The organism is Nocardiopsis alba DSM 43377 (assembly GCF_000341225.1).
GTDB lineage: Bacteria > Actinomycetota > Actinomycetes > Streptosporangiales > Streptosporangiaceae > Nocardiopsis > Nocardiopsis alba.
Window position 1 is genome coordinate 84,514 of record NZ_ANAC01000013.1, and the last position, 16,329, is coordinate 100,842.

Consider the following 16,329-nt stretch of genomic DNA (forward strand, 5'->3'; position numbering starts at 1 on the left):
GAAGGAACGTGACATGGACGTCATCGAGATCATCCGCGCCAAGCGCGACGGGGGGACCCTCACCCCCGAGCAGATCGACTGGGTGATCGGGGCCTACACCCGTGGCGAGATCGCCGAGGAACAGATGGCGGCGCTGGCCATGGCGATCTTCCTCCAGGGGATGGACCGCTCCGAGGTGAGCCGATGGACGGAGGCGATGCTGGACTCGGGCGAGCGGCTGGACTTCTCCGACCTGGCCCGGCCCACCACCGACAAGCACTCCACCGGAGGGGTCGGTGACAAGATCACCCTGCCGCTCACCCCCACCGTGGCGGCCTGCGGCGCGGCCGTGCCCCAGCTCTCCGGTCGCGGGCTGGGCCACACCGGCGGCACCCTCGACAAGCTGGAGGCCATCCCCGGCTGGAAGGCGTCGCTGAGCACCGAGGAGATGCGCCGGGTGCTCACCACCACGGGCGGGGTGATCTGCGCGGCCGGTTCCGGGCTGGCCCCGGCGGACCGCAGGCTCTACGCCCTGCGCGACGTCACCGGCACCGTCGAGTCGATCCCGCTCATCTCCGCCTCCATCATGAGCAAGAAGCTCGCCGAGGGCACCGGTTCGCTGGTGCTGGACGTCAAGGTGGGCTCGGGGGCGTTCATGAAGGACCTCGCCTCCGCCCGCGAACTGGCCCGCACCATGGTGGACATCGGCAACGACCACGGGGTGCGCACCGTCGCCCTGCTCACCGACATGGAGAGCCCGCTGGGGCGTCAGGTCGGCAACGCCCTGGAGGTCGCCGAGGCCGTCGAGGTCCTCTCCGGAGGCGGGCCCGCCGACGTGGTCGAGCTGACCGTGGCCCTGGCCCGCGAGATGCTCCTGGCCGCCGGTCTGACCCCGGGCGAGGGCGGCACCAGGGACCCGGCCGAGGCGCTGCGCGACGGCAGCGCGCTGGCGTCCTGGAAGGAGCTCGTGCGCGAGCAGGGCGGCGACCCGGACGCGCCGCTGCCCGTGGCCGCCGAGCGTCGCGTGGTCCTCGCCCCGACCGGTGGCGTGGTCACCCGACTGGACGCCTACCAGGTGGGCCTGGCCGCCTGGAGGCTCGGCGCCGGGCGAGCGCGCAAGGAGGACGCGGTGTCCTTCGGCGCGGGCGTGACCCTGCACGCCAAGCCGGGCGAGGAGGTCAAGGCGGGCGAGCCGCTGTTCACCCTGCACACCGACGAGCCGGAGCGCTTCGACCGGGCCGCCGAGGCCCTGGAGGGCGCGTTCGACATCGGCGCCGGCGACGAGTGGAAGCCCTCCCCGCTGGTCATCGACCGCATCGCCTGACCCCGGGAACGAACGATGGGGCGGGACCGGATCTTCGGCCCCGCCCCATCGGCGTTCAGGCTCCTCAGGCCCAGGTGGAGTTCAGGACGTGGGCGAGGGTCGCGTCGCGGCGGGAGTCCTCGGGGCAAGCGATGAGAACGGCCGGGGCCTCGATGGGCCCCGGCCGTTCCGTGTCTCGGGCGGTGTCGCGGGGGAGCCCCCGTCAGTTCGGCATGGGCGGCGGCATCATCTGCGGCGCCGCCTCCGGGATCATGTAGACGGCCACGGCCGCCACGACCACGAACATCAGCCCCACGAGGATGGTCGCCGCCGAACCCCACCGGGCCCAGTGGCGGCTGCCCGCGTCGGTCAGGCTCAGGGCCAGACCGCCGAGGATCACGGCGATCAGGGCCATCGACCCGCCGGTCATGAGCTGGATCCTGATCTGCCTGATCTGGCCGCCCTCGATGGGCTGGCCGTCCACCAGGATCATGCTGGTGAGGATCTCGATGAGCTGCCCGGACATGACGGTCACACCGAGCAGGATCAGCCCTGCGATGGTGAAGGTCTCGGCGGACAGGACGCCTCCGGGGCGGGGCTCGGTGGGGAGCGCCTCCTCCGCGTCCTCGCCGGGGTCGGTGTCCTCACCGTTCGGGTCCGTCTCGGGTTCGACGGGCGCCTCGTCCCGCGGCGGGGCCTCCGTCCCCGCCGGTTCGAAGGTCGGCTTGCCGCCACCCTCCGGCGCGCTCGTGGTGTTCTCGGGTCCTGGGTGATCTTCCGGAGTGGTACTCACGCGGCCAACGTACCGGTGGGTCCGTGTAAGCGGGGCCTAAGAACCACCTGGTCAATGGAGGGATTCGGGCCGTTCCGGACACGGTGGCGTCTCGGAGGCGCCCTTCAGGAGCCCAACAGCACGTAGGACAGCACGGTCAACAGGACCGCGAGCAGCCCGACCAGAATCGTGGCGGCGGCCAGGTGACGGGCCCAGGGGCGTGTCGTGTGCGTCGCCCGGAACAGGGCCGCGGACGCGCTCGCCACGGCCAGCGCGGAGAACAGCCCGGCCCCGGTCAGCTGGCCCTGGACGGCGGGTACGAGGACCCCGGAGGCCCCGGTCAGGACGTACTGGTTGAAGATCGCGATGAGTTCGGTGGAGAACAGGACCACGCCCAAGAGCAGGGCGCCGGCCACGCCGAAGGTCTCGGGACCGAACAGGCCGCCGCCGCGTCCGTGAGCCGGGGCCGCGGACAGGAAGGCCTCTTCGCCCTCGTCCTTCGTGGCCTCGGCCCCGGTGGCGTCACCTGTGGTGTCGTCGGGTTCGGGGGTCTCGGTGGAGGAGGTGTCGGTGGTGTCCTCTGGGGAAGTACTCACCCGCGTCAAAATACCGGCCGCGTTCCCCGTCCCGGGGGCCCGAACGCGGGTCGGCGGCGTCCGGTTCCGGCCAATACGGGAGTCTCGTCCCGGAAGAACAATCAGGAGAGCTTGTTTTTTCGTGTGTCCGATGTCACTCTCGTGCCATGACCGCGACAGAAGCCCCCTCCCTGTGGGTCGGTAACGCCTCCGGCTTCTACGGAGACCGCCTCTCGGCGGTGCACGAGATGCTCACCGAAGGCACCGTGGACGTGCTCACCGGTGACTACCTGGCCGAACTCACCATGGCGATCCTGGGACGCGACCAACTGGCCGACCCCGGACGCGGCTACGCCCGGACCTTCCTCAAACAGATGCGGGAATGCCTCGGGCTGATCATGGAACGCCGGATCCGAGTGGTCACCAACGCCGGAGGCCTCAACCCCCGGGGCCTGGCCGACCGCCTCACCGACCTGGCCGAGGAGCTGGGCTTCGAACCCCGGATCGCCTGCGTCACCGGCGACGACCTCCTGCACCGGGCCGAGGAACTGGACCTGGACGGACCCCTCACCGCCAACGCCTATCTGGGGGCCTTCGGCATCGCCCGCTGTCTGGACGCCGGAGCCGACATCGTCGTCACCGGACGGGTCACCGACGCCTCCCTCACGGTGGGGCCGGCCATCTCCCACTTCGGCTGGACCCACGACGACCTCGACGCCCTGGCCGGCGCCACCGTGGCCGGACACGTCATCGAGTGCGGCGCCCAGGCCACCGGCGGCAACTACGCGTTCGCCGAAGCGCTGTCCGGCCACGACCTGGACCGGCCCGGCTTCCCCCTCGCGGAGATCGAGGCCGACGGCTCGTCGACCATCACCAAGCACGAGGGCACCGGGGGAGCGGTCACGGTGGGCACCGTCACCGCCCAACTCGTCTACGAGATCCGCGGAGCCCGCTACCCGGGGCCCGACGTCACCGCGCGCCTGGACACCGTCCGCCTCACCGAGGCGGGCCCGGACCGGGTACGGATCGACGGGGTCCAGGGCGAACCGCCGCCGCCCGACCTCAAGGTCGGCCTGACCGGCCTCACGGGCTTTCGCAACGAGGTGGAGTTCCTCCTCCCCGGACTGGAGGCCGAGGCCAAGGCCGCCCGGGTGGAACGACAGATGCGCGCCGCCCTGGCCGGGAACGAGCCCGAGGAACTGCGCTTCGAGTTCACCCCGGCCCAGGACCCGCACGGGGCGACGCAGGACGCGGCCACCGCCCGGCTGCGCGCGATCGCCCGCGACCGCGACCCCGCCGTCATCGGCCGTCGCCTCGGCGCCGCCGCCGTCGAACTGGCCCTGGGCAGCTACGCGGGCTTCCACATCACCTCCCCACCGCGCGACGCCCGCCCCGACGGGGTCGCCGCCACCCACGTCCTCGTCCCCGCCACGGAGGTCGAGCACATCGTCATCACCCCCGACGGCGAGTGGGAGAGGATCCCTCATCCGACCAGGACCCTCGCCCTCGCCGAGGTCCCCGACCCGCCGCAGCCCGAACCCCTGCCGGAGGGGCCCGTGCGCACCGTCCCCCTCGGTCTGGTGCTGGGCGCGCGCAGCGGCGACAAGGGTCCCGACGCCAACCTGGGCGTATGGGCGACCACCGATGAGGGGTGGCGCTGGCTCTCCCACGCGCTCACCGTCGACGTGTTGCGCGACCTGTTGCCCGAGGTCGCCGACCTGAGGGTCACCCGTCATCCGCTGCCCTCCCTGCGCGCGGTCGACTTCTGGATCGAGGGGCTGCTCGCCCCGGGGACGGCCCGCCGTGAAGGGGCCGACCCCCAGGCCAAGGGGCTCGGCGAATGGCTACGGGCCCGACGGATGCCCGTCCCCGAACTCCTGCTGGAGCGGAGCCCGAACGGAGAGGAGACCAGGTGAGCGTCCTGACCTCGAGACTCGACATACGGGGCCCGGCCTACGCCGAGGCCCGGGAGGCCATGCTCGCGGGGCTGGCCGAGATCGACGCCGAACACGCCAAGGCCCTGGCCGGAGGAGGGGAGCGCTACATCGAACGCCATCGTTCCCGGGGCGGACTGCTCGCCCGGGAGCGGATCGAACTCCTCCTCGACGAGGGGAGCCCCTTCCTCGAACTGTCCACGCTCGCCGGCTGGGGCAGCGACTTCCACGTGGGCGCCAGCGTGGTCACCGGGGTCGGTGTGGTCTCCGGCGTGGAGTGCGTGATCGTCGCCAACGACCCCACCGTGCGGGGCGGCTCCAGCAACCCCTGGACCCTGAGGAAGTCACAGCGGGCGGGCGAGATCGCCGAACGCAACCGGATGCCGATGATCAGCCTCGTGGAGTCGGGTGGCGCCGACCTGCCCACCCAGAAGGAGATCTTCATCCCCGGCGGCGGGACCTTCCGCCACCTGACCCGGCTCTCGGCCGCCGGTATCCCCACGATCGCCCTGGTCTTCGGCAACTCCACCGCCGGGGGCGCCTACATCCCCGGGATGAGCGACCACGTGGTCATGGTCCGGGACCGGGCCAAGGTGTTCCTGGGCGGACCGCCGCTGGTCAAGGCGGCCACCGGTGAGGAGAGCGACGACGAGTCCCTGGGCGGGGCCCGCATGCACGCCGAGGTCTCCGGGCTCGCCGACCACCTGGCCGAGGACGAACACGACGCGATCCGGATCGGACGTCGGATCGTCGCCCGGCTCGGACACACCAAGGCGGGCCCCGCCCCGGCCGGGTCCGTGGTCGAACCGCTCCACCCCGCCGAGGAGCTCCTGGGGATCATGCCCCCCGACCTCAAGATCCCGGTCGACCCCCGCGAGGTCATCGCCCGGATCGTGGACGGTTCGGAGTTCGACGAGTTCAAACCGCTCTACGGGGCGGGTCTGGTCACCGGGTGGGCACGCCTGCACGGGTATCCGGTCGGTGTCCTGGCCAACGACAACGGGGTGCTGTTCAGCGAGGAGGCGCAGAAGGCGGCGCAGTTCATCCAGCTCGCCAACCGGGCCGACACCCCGCTGATCTTCCTGCACAACACCACCGGCTACATGGTCGGGGCCGAGTACGAGCAGGGCGGCATCATCAAGCACGGCTCGATGATGATCAACGCCGTCTCCAACAGCACCGTGCCGCACTTCTCGGTGCTCATCGGGGCCTCCTACGGCGCCGGACACTACGGCATGTGCGGACGTGCCTACGACCCCCGCTTCCTGTTCGCCTGGCCCAGTGCCCGCTCCGCGGTGATGGGCCCCAGGCAGTTGGCCGAGGTGGTCTCGATCGTCTCCCGGGCCGCCGCCGCGAAGAAGGGGACGCCCTACGACGACGACCAGGACGCGGCCATGCGCGAACTGGTGGAGCGGCAGATCGAGGCCGAGTCCCTGCCGATGTTCCTGTCCGGACGGGTCTACGACGACGGGATCATCGACCCCCGCGACACCCGTACCGTCCTCGGACTGTGCCTGTCCTTCGCCCACAACGCGCCCGTCGCCGGTACCGACACCTTCGGTGTCTTCCGCATGTAGAGGAGGGAGGGACATGTCCCCCGACGACCACGTCACCCCGGTCACCGCCCTGCTGGTGGCCAACCGGGGAGAGATCGCCCGCCGTGTCCTTCGGAGCTGCCGCGCCCTGGGGGTGTCCTCCGTCGCCGTCCACACCCCGGGCGAGGAGGACGCGCCGCACGTGCGGGAGGCCGACATCGCCGCGGCCCTTCCCGTTCCCGAGGGGCGCGGACCCGTGGACGCCTACCTGGACCCCGACGCCCTGGTCGACGCGGCCCGCCGCGCCGGGGCCGACGCCGTCCACCCCGGCTACGGCTTCCTGTCCGAGAACGCGGGGTTCGCCCGCGCCGTCGTCGACGCCGGGCTCACCTGGGTCGGCCCCGCCGCCGAGGTGATCGAACGCATGGGGTCCAAGACCCTCGCCAAACGGGTCGCGCGCGACGCCGGGGTGCCGGTCGCCGACGCGCTCGACCCGGCCGACGTCCGTGACGAACACCTGCCGGTCCTGGTCAAGGCGGTCTCCGGCGGCGGTGGCCGGGGCATGCGGGTGGTGCGCGACCTGGAGACGCTGCCCGGGGAGATCGACGCCGCGCGTTCCGAGGCCGCCTCCGCCTTCGGCGACCCCGAGGTGTTCTGCGAGCCCTACGTCGAACGCGGTCGCCACGTCGAGGTGCAGATCCTGGCCGACGCCCACGGCACCGTCTGGGCGGTGGGCGCACGCGACTGCTCGGTTCAGCGACGCCACCAGAAGGTGCTGGAGGAGGCTCCCGCCCCCGGGCTGCCGGACGCGCTCCGCGCCCGGCTGCACCGCGCCGCCCGCGATCTGGCCGCCGCCATCGGCTACACCGGGGCGGGGACGGCCGAGTTCCTCGTCCCCGTCACCGAGGACGGTCCGGGCGAGCCCGTCTTCCTGGAGATGAACACCCGACTCCAGGTCGAGCACCCCGTCACCGAATGCGTCACCGGGCTCGACCTGGTGGAGTGGCAGATACGGATCGCCGAAGGGGAACCTCTCCCGGCCCCGGAACCCCCCGAGCCCCGCGGTCACGCGATCGAGGCCCGTCTGTACGCGGAGGATCCGCGCCGGGACTGGCGACCCCGCACCGGTACCCTGCATGCCTTCGAGGTGCCCGCCGCGACCGCCTTCTTCGAGACGCCGGCCGGGTACGGCGTCCGCCTCGACCACGGGGTGGAGGCGGGCGACGAGGTCGGCACGGACTTCGACCCGCTGCTGGCCAAGGTCGTCGCCCACGGTCGGGACCGACGCGACGCCCTGCGCCGCCTGTCCGCCGCGCTCTCCACCGCCCTCCTGCACGGGGTGGGCACCAACCGGGACCTGCTCGTACGGATCCTCGGCGACCCCCATCTGGTCGACCCCGCGCGCCTGCACACCGGGCTGCTCACCGGGGAAAGGCTCGTCGCCCTGGCCCGTCCCCTGGCCGACGAGGAGACCGAACGCGCGGCCGCGCTGTCCGCCTCCCTCGCCGCGATCGAGGCCGCCCGAGGCCGCGGGCCGACCCCCGTCGGGGCGCCCGCCGGATGGCGCAACGTGCCCTCGGCCCCGCACGAGCGAAGACACCGCACCGACGACGGACGCGAGATCGTCTCCTCCTTCCACTCCGAGCGAGGTGTCCACCGGCCCGCCGCCGAGGGCGTCCGAGTCCTGTCGGTCGCCCCCGACCTGGTCGTCCTCGAGACGGACGGGGTACGCCGCCCCTTCGAGATCCACCGTGCCCCCGCGACCCCCGGTGCCCCGGGAAGCGTCCACGTACGGTCCTCGTCCGGCACGGTCGTCCTGACCCCCGTCGACCCTCTGCCCGTCCCCGAGACGCGCGTCGACCCGGGAGCGCTGCCCGCCCCCATGCCCGGCACGATCACCGCCGTGGACGTCGAGGTCGGGCAGAGCGTGCGCGAGGGCCAGACCCTGCTGCGTATGGAGGCCATGAAGATGGAGCACCGCGTCACCGCGCCCGCCGACGGCACGGTGCGGGAGCTTCCCGTGAAGGCGGGCGAGCGGGTGCCCGCCGGGACACCGTTGGCCGTCCTCGACCACACCGGGACCGAGGAACCCTCAGGTCCCCCGGAGAGCACCACCCCCTCCCACCCCGTCGACGAAGGGTCGAACCCGTGACCGGTGCCATGATCTTCGACGAACCGACCGAACGCCGCGAACTGCGCTCCGCGGTCTCCGCGCTCGCCTCCCGCTACGGCTCCGAGTACTACCGCGCCAAGGCCAAGGAGGGCGCCTACCTGACCGAACTGTGGAAGGAGGCGGGCGGTCTCGGCTACCTGGGCGTCAACATCCCCGAGGAGTACGGCGGCGGGGGAGGCGGCATCGGGGACCTGGCCGCCGTGCTGGAGGAGTTCTCCGCCGCGGGCTGCCCGACCCTGATGATGGTGGTCTCCCCGTCCATCTGCGGCACCGTCCTGTCCCGCTTCGGCACCCCCGACCAGCGACGACGTCTCCTCCCCGGGCTGGCCTCGGGCGAGAGGATCATGGCCTTCGCCATCACCGAACCCGACGCCGGCTCCAACTCCCACCGCATCACCACCACCGCCCGACGCGACGGCGACGAGTGGGTGCTCGACGGCCGCAAGACCTTCATCTCCGGTGTGGACGTCGCCGACGCGGTCCTCGTGGTCGGCCGGATCGAGGACACCGACACCGGACGACTCTCGGCGGCCCTGTTCGTGGTCCCCACCGACACCCCCGGGTTCGAGGCCCGCCGCATCGAGATGGATCTGATCAGCCCGGACCATCAGTACCAACTGTTCATGGACGGGGTCCGGCTGCCCGCCGACGCCCTGGTCGGAGACCCCGACGCCGGACTCCTGCAACTGTTCGCCGGCCTCAACCCGGAACGGATCATGGCAGCCTCCCTGGCCACCGGCAGCGCCCGGCACGCGCTCGACAAGGCGGTCGCCTACGCCAAGGAGCGCGTGGTGTGGCGGGATCGCCCCATCGGGGCCCATCAGGGGCTGGCGCATCCGCTGGCCCAGGTGAAGATCGAGACCGAGCAGGCACGCCTGATGACCCAGCACGCGGCGCTCCGCTACGATGCCGGCGACGACGCGGGCGCCGGGGAAGCGGCCAACATGGCCAAGTACGCCGCCGCCGAGGCGTGCGTGCGATCGGTCGACCAGGCGGTTCAGACGCTGGGCGGCAACGGGCTGGCCTCCGAGTACGGGCTGGGCTCGGCGATCGCCGCCGCCCGTCTGGCCCGGATCGCCCCGGTCAGCCGGGAGATGATCCTCAACTACGTGGCCCAGCAGTCCCTCGGGTTGCCCAAGTCGTACTGACGACCAAGGGGAGAGGCGCGCGGTGGACACGGCATCGGACCGGGAACCGAGACAGGAACGCAGCCGGGTCACCCGGGCCCGGCTGCTGGACGCCGCCGTCGGCTGCCTGGCCGAACGGGGGGTCTCCGGGGCCACGGTGGGGGCGGTCGCCGAACGGGCCGGGGTCTCCCGGGGCGCGGCCCAGCACCACTTCCCGACCCGGGAGGGGCTCCTGTTGGCGGCGCTGCGGCACATGGTCGAGAGCCGGAGCGCCGACCTGCGCCGCCGGGCGGACGCCGTCCCGGCCGGCCCCGAACGTACCGAGGCCGTCGTGCAGATGGTGGTGGACGCCTTCAGCGGTCCGGACTTCGACGCCGCCCTGCAACTGTGGGCGGCCGCCGCCAGCGACCCGGCCCTACGGGAACGGGTGATCCCCTTGGAGGAACAGGTGGGGCGGGCGGTGCACCACGCGGTGGTCGAGCTGCTCGGCGCCGACGAGTCGATCCCCGGCAACCGGGAGGCGGTCCAGGCCACCCTCGACCTGGCCCGGGGGCTGGGGCTGGCCAATCTGCTCACGGACGACACCGCGCGCCGGCGGCGGGTGGTCGCCCAGTGGGCCGTGATGCTCGATCGCACGCTTCGCGAACCCCTTCCGCCCACCCGTTCCCCACGCTCCACTACCAAGCGGTAACCTTCTGTCCGCCCTCGGTCGTGTTTTTCGGATCATTACGCGCTCGCGTGGCCGGGCTTCCTCTCGCGGCGCCGACGTCGCTCGGACAGCCAAACCCGGGCTGACTCTCGCTCGTCGTCTGGCGAGAGATCGCCCGGCGGCCGCTCGCCGAGGATCGGCTCCGCCGATGCCGGGCGAAAGCATCCGAAAAACACTCCCTCGCGACCGATGATTATGATCGGGAGGGCCGGACAGGGGCGTGGCCGCGGGAACGCGGTCGCGATGGTGAACGGACGGGATGGTGTGTCGGTGGGTGTGCGAACGGACAGGGACCTCCCGGGCCTGGCCCAACGTGTGGTGGACGCCTTCGCGGAGAGCGCCGCGCGGCGCAGGGACCGCGATTCCCTGATGGACACCGCCTTCGCGCGGCTGTTCGACCTCTATCAGGCCACCAGCGCCGCCGAGCGGGGCTCGCCCGCCGGCCGGGACCTCAACGCCACCCTCGCCGAACTCCTGGTCGGCGGGAGCAACCCGGACCGCGTCGGCCTCTACGTGGTGCGCACCCAGACCGCCGCCGACCATGGACGCCACGAGGGCTACCGTCCGGCCTGCTGGCGCCGTTCCATGCTCCAGATCCTCGGTGACGAGTTCGTCCCCTGGGAACGTTTCATGCGCCCGGGCGACATCGAGGCGATCCCGCGCATCGACGAGGCGCTGACCGCCGTGGCCGAGGAGGCCAGCCTCGCCGAGGTGCCCGCCTGGGTCCCCGAGACCCACTGGTGGTGGTGGGAGCCCGCGCGTCTGCGGGCCGAGGCGGATCGAGGACCCGAGGCGAGCACGGAGGGGCCGCCCCCGCCCCGGGTCGGTGAGGGTACGGAGACGACCGTCGCCGAACGGTTGCCCAAGGCGTCGATCGGCCGGCTGCTGCGCAGGATCCCGAGGTCAGGCCACGCCTTCGATCCGCCACACGGCGGCGGCCCCCAGAAGGGACACCAGGCCGCACACGGCGTACAGGACGGGGTATCCGCCCAGGTGCACCACGATCGGTCCGGCCAGGGCGGGGGCGATCACCTGCGGTCCGACCCCGGCGATGTTGACGATCCCCAGGTCCTTGGCGCGCCCTGAGGCGGTCGGCAGGACCTCGGTGACCAGGGCGTTGTCCACCGACAGGAAGATCCCGAACCCCACGCCCAGCACCACCGCCCCCGCGAGCAACGTGGTCCACTCGGGTGAGGCCGCCACCATGAACGCGGGCACCCCCATGACGACCCCGGCCAGGCAGACCATCACCCGTCTGCGCCCCAGCCGGTCGGAGACGATCCCCGCCACCACGGTCGTGGCCACCACCGCCGCCGTGTACACCAGGATCAGGGTCAGGAGGCCGTCGGCGGCGGAGGAACCCGGGAAACGCTCCTCGTAGCCGACCGCGTCCCGGAGGAAGTACAACAGGTACAGGATGAACATGGCGTTCCCCGTGCCGATGAGGAACCGGGTGAGGAACGCCCACGCGAAGTCGGGGTGCCGACGGGGCGACACCCACAGATCCCGGAGCAGAGCGCCCCACGCCGGCCGGGCCGAGTGGGGCAGCGGCGGGTCGGGTGAGAACAGCGCGAACGGTAGGGCGCAGGCCAGGGTGAGCAGCCCGATGAGCGTGTAGCCGGGGGCGATCTCGGTGACCACGACCGTCACCAGCACCACGGCGGCGACCACCCCGGCCGACTGCGGCACGCCGACCCAGCCCGAGACCGCCCCGCGCTGGGAGCGCGGCACGTGGTCCGGGACGGCCGCGAGCAGGGTGGCGTTCAGACAGGACAGGGCGGTCTGGACGAAGGACCAGCCCAGCAGGATCCCCGTGACGCTCTCCTGCCGGCCGAGGACGATCAGTCCGACGGCGCCGAGTACGGCCCCGGCCAGGACCCAGGGGCGGCGGCGCCCGAGCGGGCCGGTCGTGCGGTCCGACAGCGCCCCGATCAGCGGGGTGGCGATCATCGCCATGGCGGCGCCGACCCCGGTCACCCAGGCCAGGACGGTCTCCTTGCCGTCGGGGGCGACGTGGCCGATCTGTTCGGGGAGCAGGACCTGGAGAGGGCCGAAGAAGGCCATCCACATCCCGAGGTTGGCCAGGCTGACGCCGGCCACCCACAGGGCACGGACGGGACGGGTGGGTTCGGCGAGGGCGGCGGGAGGGGGGTCGTCGGCGGGGTGGGGCGACCGGGGCGCGGGGGAGGTGCTCACGGTGTGACCTGCCTTACATGATGAGGCTCCACCCTAGAGCGAAGGGGCTCGGGGAGGAAGGGGGAGTCAACTAGTCAAAGTTGACTAGTAGGGTGGTCCGGCGACCACGAACCCGGGAGGGCCATGAGCCGGAACGCGTCGATCCGCCCCAACGAGACCACCATCCCGACCCTGCACACCCACGACCCCGAGGCGACCCTCGCCTTCTACGAGACGCTCGGCTTCACCGTCGTCTCACGACAGCTCAAGCCCTACGTGTACCTGGCCTTCGAACTGAGCGGCTTCCAGGTGCACTTCTCCGCCGGACCCCGGGGGATGGACCCCACGACGGAGATGACCGGCGGCTGCCTCGTCATGGTCGACCACGTCGCCCCCTACCACTCGGCCTTCACCGAGGCGATGCGCGCCGCCCACGGCAAGGTCCTGTCCCGAGGGCTGCCCCGGATCACCCGGTACCGCCCCGGAGCCTCCCGCTTCACACTCGTGGACCCCTCGGGCAACTCGCTGATCTTCATCCAGAGGGGCGAACCCGAGGAGGTGGAGTACGGGGGCTCCGCCGCCCTGGAAGGGTTGGCCAAGGCACTGGACCAGGTACGGATCTATCGCGAGTTCAAGACCGACGACGCGGCCGCCTACCGCAGGGCCCGGTCCGCGCTCAAGCGTCATGGTGAGACCGCCTCGGCCCTGGAGCGCGCCACCGCCCACGCGGTGCTCGTGGAGCTGGCCACCGCCCTGGACCGCGCCGACGAGGCCGAGGAGTGGCGGCGGGCGCTGGAACCGATCATGGCCGAGGAGCTCACCGAAGAGGAGCGCCATACGGTCCGGGAGGAGCTGGAACGCGCCGCCGACCTGGTCGAGTGGCGCGACGAGTAGGCGCTCCCCGGGCACTTCCTAGCTCGGGATGCCGGAGGGACGCCACCCCTCCTCGCCGGCGAAGACGTGGGCGCCTCCCTCGATCCGCTCGATCAGGGAGCGCGTCCACCCCGCCGCCGACTCGGCCGAGTGCACCCAGAAGCCCAAGACCTCACCGACGGCCCCGATCTCCTCGTCGACGGGGGCCTCGGGATCGTGGTGCTCCAGCACGCTGGAACGCCACCCCTCCAGGCTCTCCAACCGGCGGCGGAGCAGCGTCAGAACCTCCGGGCGCGGCAGGTCGGTCATACAGCCGAGCCCCGCCGAGACCACGTCCACCCGGGCGTCGTGCTCGGCGGCCAGGGCGTCGCGCAGCAGCGACAGGTACTCCCGCTCGCCGTCCCCGATCAGGGTGAACTCGGTACGCGGCGGCCCTCCGGAGACGGCGGCCTCCTCGGCGGCCAACAGGCCTTCGTGCTCCATCCGGTTGAGCGCGTGGTAGATCGACCCCGGCTTGGCCGTGGACCACTCGTGCGCGCCCCACGACTCCAGATCCGAACGGACCTGGTACCCGTGCGCGCGACCGCGCGACCGGATCGCGCCGAGCACCAACAACCGGATCGCCGACATGGCCCCACCTCCTCTGAACGTCCGCAAAAGCATAGGCCCCGCGAAGACGGGCTTCACGGGGCCTAGGGTCGCTCCGGACCTCAGTCCCGGTCGCCCTGGCGTCGGTGCTCGGCGCCCAACGCGATCGGGGCGCCCAGCCACTCGTCGCGCAGACCGAAGCCCTCCACGAGCGGCACCGCGTACGGGCGCAGCCCCCGGCACAGCTCGTTCACGGCCGCGGTGACCGCCTTGGCGCGCGAGGTGGAGATCCGCTCGTGCTCCAGGAACCAGCCGCGGTTCTCCTCGATCACGGACAGCACGAACAGGTCGCACAGGCGGTTGAGCAGCTTGGCGGTGGCCTTGTCGCCGCAACGGTCGATACCCGCGACGAACGCCTCCAGCGCCACCCGGTCCATGTGCGCCCGACCGGCCTCCAGGACGTGGTCCTGGGCCTGGTTGAACACCTCGAAGGCGTCGCTGCCGTCCTTCTTGGAACGGCGCAGGCGCGCCGCCAGACCCTCGATGACGTGCTTCTCGCGGTCCTCGAACAGCTCCAGGTGCCAACCCCGGTTGTACAGGCTCGACTCGTCGCCCCGGCCCGGGGCGGCGGCGATCAGCCGCTCGATCAACGGCCGCGCGGCGGTGCGCTCGATGACGGTCTCGAAGACCTTGCCCGCCATGAACTTCGCCAGGCCGAGCTGGTCCAGGTCGCCGAAGGAGTCCTTGAAGTCGGTGAGCAGCCCCTTGGTGAGCTGCTGCAACAGGACCGTGTTGTCGCCCTCGAAGGTGGTGAAGATGTCCGAGTCCGCCTTGAGCTGCGGGATCCGGTTCTCCGACAGGTAGCCCGAACCGCCACAGGCCTCACGACAGGTCTGGATGGTCGCGGTGGCGTGCCAGGTCGCGACCGCCTTCAGACCGGCGGCCCGGGACTCCAGCTCGCGCTGGGCACGGTCGTCGGACTCCTCGCTCCGGGAGAGCTCGTGCAGCCCGGTGACCAGTTCCTCCTGGGCGAAGTGCAGAGCGTAGGTGCGGGCCAGGGCCGGCAGGAGCTTGCGCTGGTGGGCCAGGTAGTCGAGGATCCGCACCTCCTCCGCCGGACGGCCGTCGGCGGCGGGACGGGTGAACTGGCGGCGGGTGTCGGCGTAGCGCAGGGCGATGGTCAGGGCGGCCTTGGTGGCGCTGCCCGCGCCGCCGGCCACGCTGATCCGGCCGCGGATGAGGGTGCCCAGCATGGTGAAGAAGCGCCGGTTGGGGCTCTCGATCGGGCTGGAGTAGGTGCCGTCGGGGGAGACGTCGCCGTAGCGGTTGAGCAGGTCGGTGCGGGGCACGCGCACCTGGTCGAACCAGAGCCGGCCGTTGTCGACGCCGTTGAGGCCGGCCTTGGGGCCGCAGTCCTCGATGGTGATCCCGGGCAGCGCCGCGCCGTCCTCGTCGCGGATCGGCACCATCAGGGCGTGCACACCGTGCTCGATGAGGCCGTCGGGGCCCGGGGTGCGCAACTGGGCGAAGACCACGGCGGCGCGACCGTCGCGGGCGGCGTTGCCGATGTAGTCCTTGCGCGCCGCCTCGTCGGGCGTGTGGACCACGAACTCCTCGGTGGCCGGGTCGTAGGTCGCGGTGGTGCGCAGCCGCTGCACGTCCGAACCGTGGCCGGTCTCGGTCATCGCGAAACAACCGGGCAGCGCCACGCTCATGACGTCGGGCAGGTAGCGCCGGTGGTGGTCGTCGGTGCCCAGGGCCTTGATCGCCCCGCCGAACAGCCCGAACTGCACGCCCATCTTCACCATGAGGGACATGTCGGCGACGAGCATCTCGAAGGCCACCACGGAGGCGCCGACGTCGTCGCTGCCGCCCACGGACTCGGGGAAGCCGTAGCCGGGCATATCGGTCTCGGTCAGGGCCATGAGCTGGTCCAGAGTCCGGGCCCGGTGCTCCTCCACCGACAGGCCGTACACCGGGGCGAACCGCTCGCCTCGAACGACGTCCCTGGCCCGCTCTCGCACGTGCGCCCAGCGCCCGTCCAGGAGACCGCGCAGTTCGGTCTCGTTCGGTGTCAGCGGTGCCTGTTCGCTCATCTGCTCCCCCTGTGGTCGTCCGGACACGCGCCCGTGCCCCTCATGTGACCATCATCCCGACGCGCGGGAGTGCCGAACACGCCCGGGACACGGGTGTGGAAACCAACGTAGGCGGTGGTGGGGGCGTTCCGTCCCCGGGGAGAGGTCGTGCGGGTCACACCGCGACGTCGCGGGGCGGGGAGAGAGGGTCGTCGGTCCGCGCCAGGAGGTCGTCCAGGGACAGGCCCAGTGTGGTGGCGACGGCCGCGATGGTGAAGAAGGCGGGGGTGGGGATGCGGCCGCCCTCGATCTTGCGCAGGGTCTCCACCGAGATGCCGGAGTCCCGCGCGACGTCCACCATCGTGCGGTCGGCCCGTGCCCGGCGGAGGAGGGCGCCCAGGGTCCGGCCGCGCTGGATCTGCTCTTGGGTCAACGGTTCACGAACCATGGGCCGAGTGTAACCCGGCCTCCCCGACCCCGATCGAGAAGAACGAGGTCGGGAGGGGGCTGC

At 72.1% G+C, this 16,329-nt stretch carries 13 protein-coding genes and 1 pseudogene; 8 read left to right on the forward strand and 6 right to left on the reverse strand.

All coding sequences use genetic code 11. The features are described 5' to 3' along the window. Positions 1-13 precede the first annotated feature (13 nt). Complete coding sequence (locus tag D451_RS0115080; RefSeq protein ID WP_017535065.1) at positions 14-1,303, forward strand: thymidine phosphorylase; 1,290 nt, start codon at positions 14-16, stop codon at positions 1,301-1,303. Positions 1,304-1,505: 202 nt separating this feature from the next. Here D451_RS0115080 and D451_RS0115085 read toward each other — a convergent pair whose 3' ends face one another. Continuing rightward, positions 1,506-2,075 (reverse strand): hypothetical protein, encoded by a 570-nt coding sequence (locus tag D451_RS0115085; RefSeq protein WP_017535066.1) that lies wholly within the window; start codon positions 2,073-2,075, stop codon positions 1,506-1,508. A gap of 104 nt (positions 2,076-2,179) precedes the next feature. Further along, positions 2,180-2,650, reverse strand: a complete 471-nt coding sequence (locus D451_RS0115090; RefSeq protein ID WP_017535067.1) for a hypothetical protein — start codon at positions 2,648-2,650, stop codon at positions 2,180-2,182. Between the two features lie 146 nt (positions 2,651-2,796). Here D451_RS0115090 and D451_RS0115095 point away from each other — a divergent pair, with 146 nt between their 5' ends. From D451_RS0115095 to D451_RS27370, 6 genes and pseudogenes are all read left to right on the forward strand, one after another. Continuing rightward, positions 2,797-4,545: an acyclic terpene utilization AtuA family protein gene (locus D451_RS0115095; protein ID WP_017535068.1), complete on the forward strand. Its 1,749-nt coding sequence runs from the start codon at positions 2,797-2,799 to the stop codon at positions 4,543-4,545. Beyond that, entirely contained in the window at positions 4,542-6,140 is a 1,599-nt protein-coding gene (locus D451_RS0115100) for an acyl-CoA carboxylase subunit beta (protein WP_017535069.1), read from the forward strand. The genes D451_RS0115095 and D451_RS0115100 overlap by 4 nt, the downstream gene beginning before the upstream one ends. A gap of 13 nt (positions 6,141-6,153) precedes the next feature. After that, the gene (locus D451_RS0115105; RefSeq protein ID WP_017535070.1) at positions 6,154-8,250 is read left to right on the forward strand and encodes an ATP-binding protein; all 2,097 of its coding nucleotides are present in this window, start codon (positions 6,154-6,156) and stop codon (positions 8,248-8,250) included. After that, the gene (locus tag D451_RS0115110; protein ID WP_017535071.1) at positions 8,247-9,419 is read left to right on the forward strand and encodes an acyl-CoA dehydrogenase family protein; all 1,173 of its coding nucleotides are present in this window, start codon (positions 8,247-8,249) and stop codon (positions 9,417-9,419) included. The genes D451_RS0115105 and D451_RS0115110 overlap by 4 nt, the downstream gene beginning before the upstream one ends. A gap of 22 nt (positions 9,420-9,441) precedes the next feature. Continuing rightward, positions 9,442-10,089: a TetR/AcrR family transcriptional regulator gene (locus tag D451_RS0115115; protein ID WP_017535072.1), complete on the forward strand. Its 648-nt coding sequence runs from the start codon at positions 9,442-9,444 to the stop codon at positions 10,087-10,089. A gap of 282 nt (positions 10,090-10,371) precedes the next feature. After that, a pseudogene (locus D451_RS27370) lies at positions 10,372-10,962 on the forward strand (hypothetical protein); the annotation flags it as partial. Between the two features lie 48 nt (positions 10,963-11,010). Here D451_RS27370 and D451_RS0115125 read toward each other — a convergent pair. After that, complete coding sequence (locus tag D451_RS0115125; RefSeq protein WP_017535074.1) at positions 11,011-12,303, reverse strand: MFS transporter; 1,293 nt, start codon at positions 12,301-12,303, stop codon at positions 11,011-11,013. Positions 12,304-12,426: 123 nt separating this feature from the next. Here D451_RS0115125 and D451_RS0115130 point away from each other — a divergent pair, with 123 nt between their 5' ends. After that, positions 12,427-13,176: a VOC family protein gene (locus D451_RS0115130; protein WP_017535075.1), complete on the forward strand. Its 750-nt coding sequence runs from the start codon at positions 12,427-12,429 to the stop codon at positions 13,174-13,176. A gap of 18 nt (positions 13,177-13,194) precedes the next feature. On the opposite strand, the gene D451_RS0115135 is transcribed toward D451_RS0115130, so the two are convergent. The 3 genes from D451_RS0115135 to D451_RS0115145 all read right to left on the reverse strand — a co-directional run bounded on the left by D451_RS0115135 (position 13,195) and on the right by D451_RS0115145 (position 16,266). Next, positions 13,195-13,785, reverse strand: coding sequence for a PadR family transcriptional regulator (locus tag D451_RS0115135; protein WP_026125090.1), 591 nt, complete (start codon positions 13,783-13,785; stop codon positions 13,195-13,197). 80 nt (positions 13,786-13,865) lie between these two features. Continuing rightward, a complete protein-coding gene (locus tag D451_RS0115140; protein WP_014909212.1) occupies positions 13,866-15,839 on the reverse strand; it encodes an acyl-CoA dehydrogenase family protein in 1,974 nt (657 codons plus the stop codon). Positions 15,840-15,993: 154 nt separating this feature from the next. Beyond that, positions 15,994-16,266, reverse strand: a complete 273-nt coding sequence (locus tag D451_RS0115145) for a helix-turn-helix domain-containing protein (RefSeq protein WP_017535076.1) — start codon at positions 16,264-16,266, stop codon at positions 15,994-15,996. Positions 16,267-16,329: the final 63 nt, after the last annotated feature.

Bases quoted from the DNA above. Each gene is read 5' to 3' on its own strand.
- D451_RS0115080 (WP_017535065.1), top strand. From the start codon at position 14: ATGGACGTCATCGAGATCATCCGCGCCAAGCGCGACGGGGGGACCCTC.
- D451_RS0115140 (WP_014909212.1), bottom strand. From the start codon at position 15,839: ATGAGCGAACAGGCACCGCTGACACCGAACGAGACCGAACTGCGCGGT.
- D451_RS0115095 (WP_017535068.1), top strand. From the start codon at position 2,797: ATGACCGCGACAGAAGCCCCCTCCCTGTGGGTCGGTAACGCCTCCGGC.
- D451_RS0115105 (WP_017535070.1), top strand. From the start codon at position 6,154: ATGTCCCCCGACGACCACGTCACCCCGGTCACCGCCCTGCTGGTGGCC.
- D451_RS0115130 (WP_017535075.1), top strand. From the start codon at position 12,427: ATGAGCCGGAACGCGTCGATCCGCCCCAACGAGACCACCATCCCGACC.
- D451_RS0115135 (WP_026125090.1), bottom strand. From the start codon at position 13,785: ATGTCGGCGATCCGGTTGTTGGTGCTCGGCGCGATCCGGTCGCGCGGT.
- D451_RS0115145 (WP_017535076.1), bottom strand. From the start codon at position 16,266: ATGGTTCGTGAACCGTTGACCCAAGAGCAGATCCAGCGCGGCCGGACC.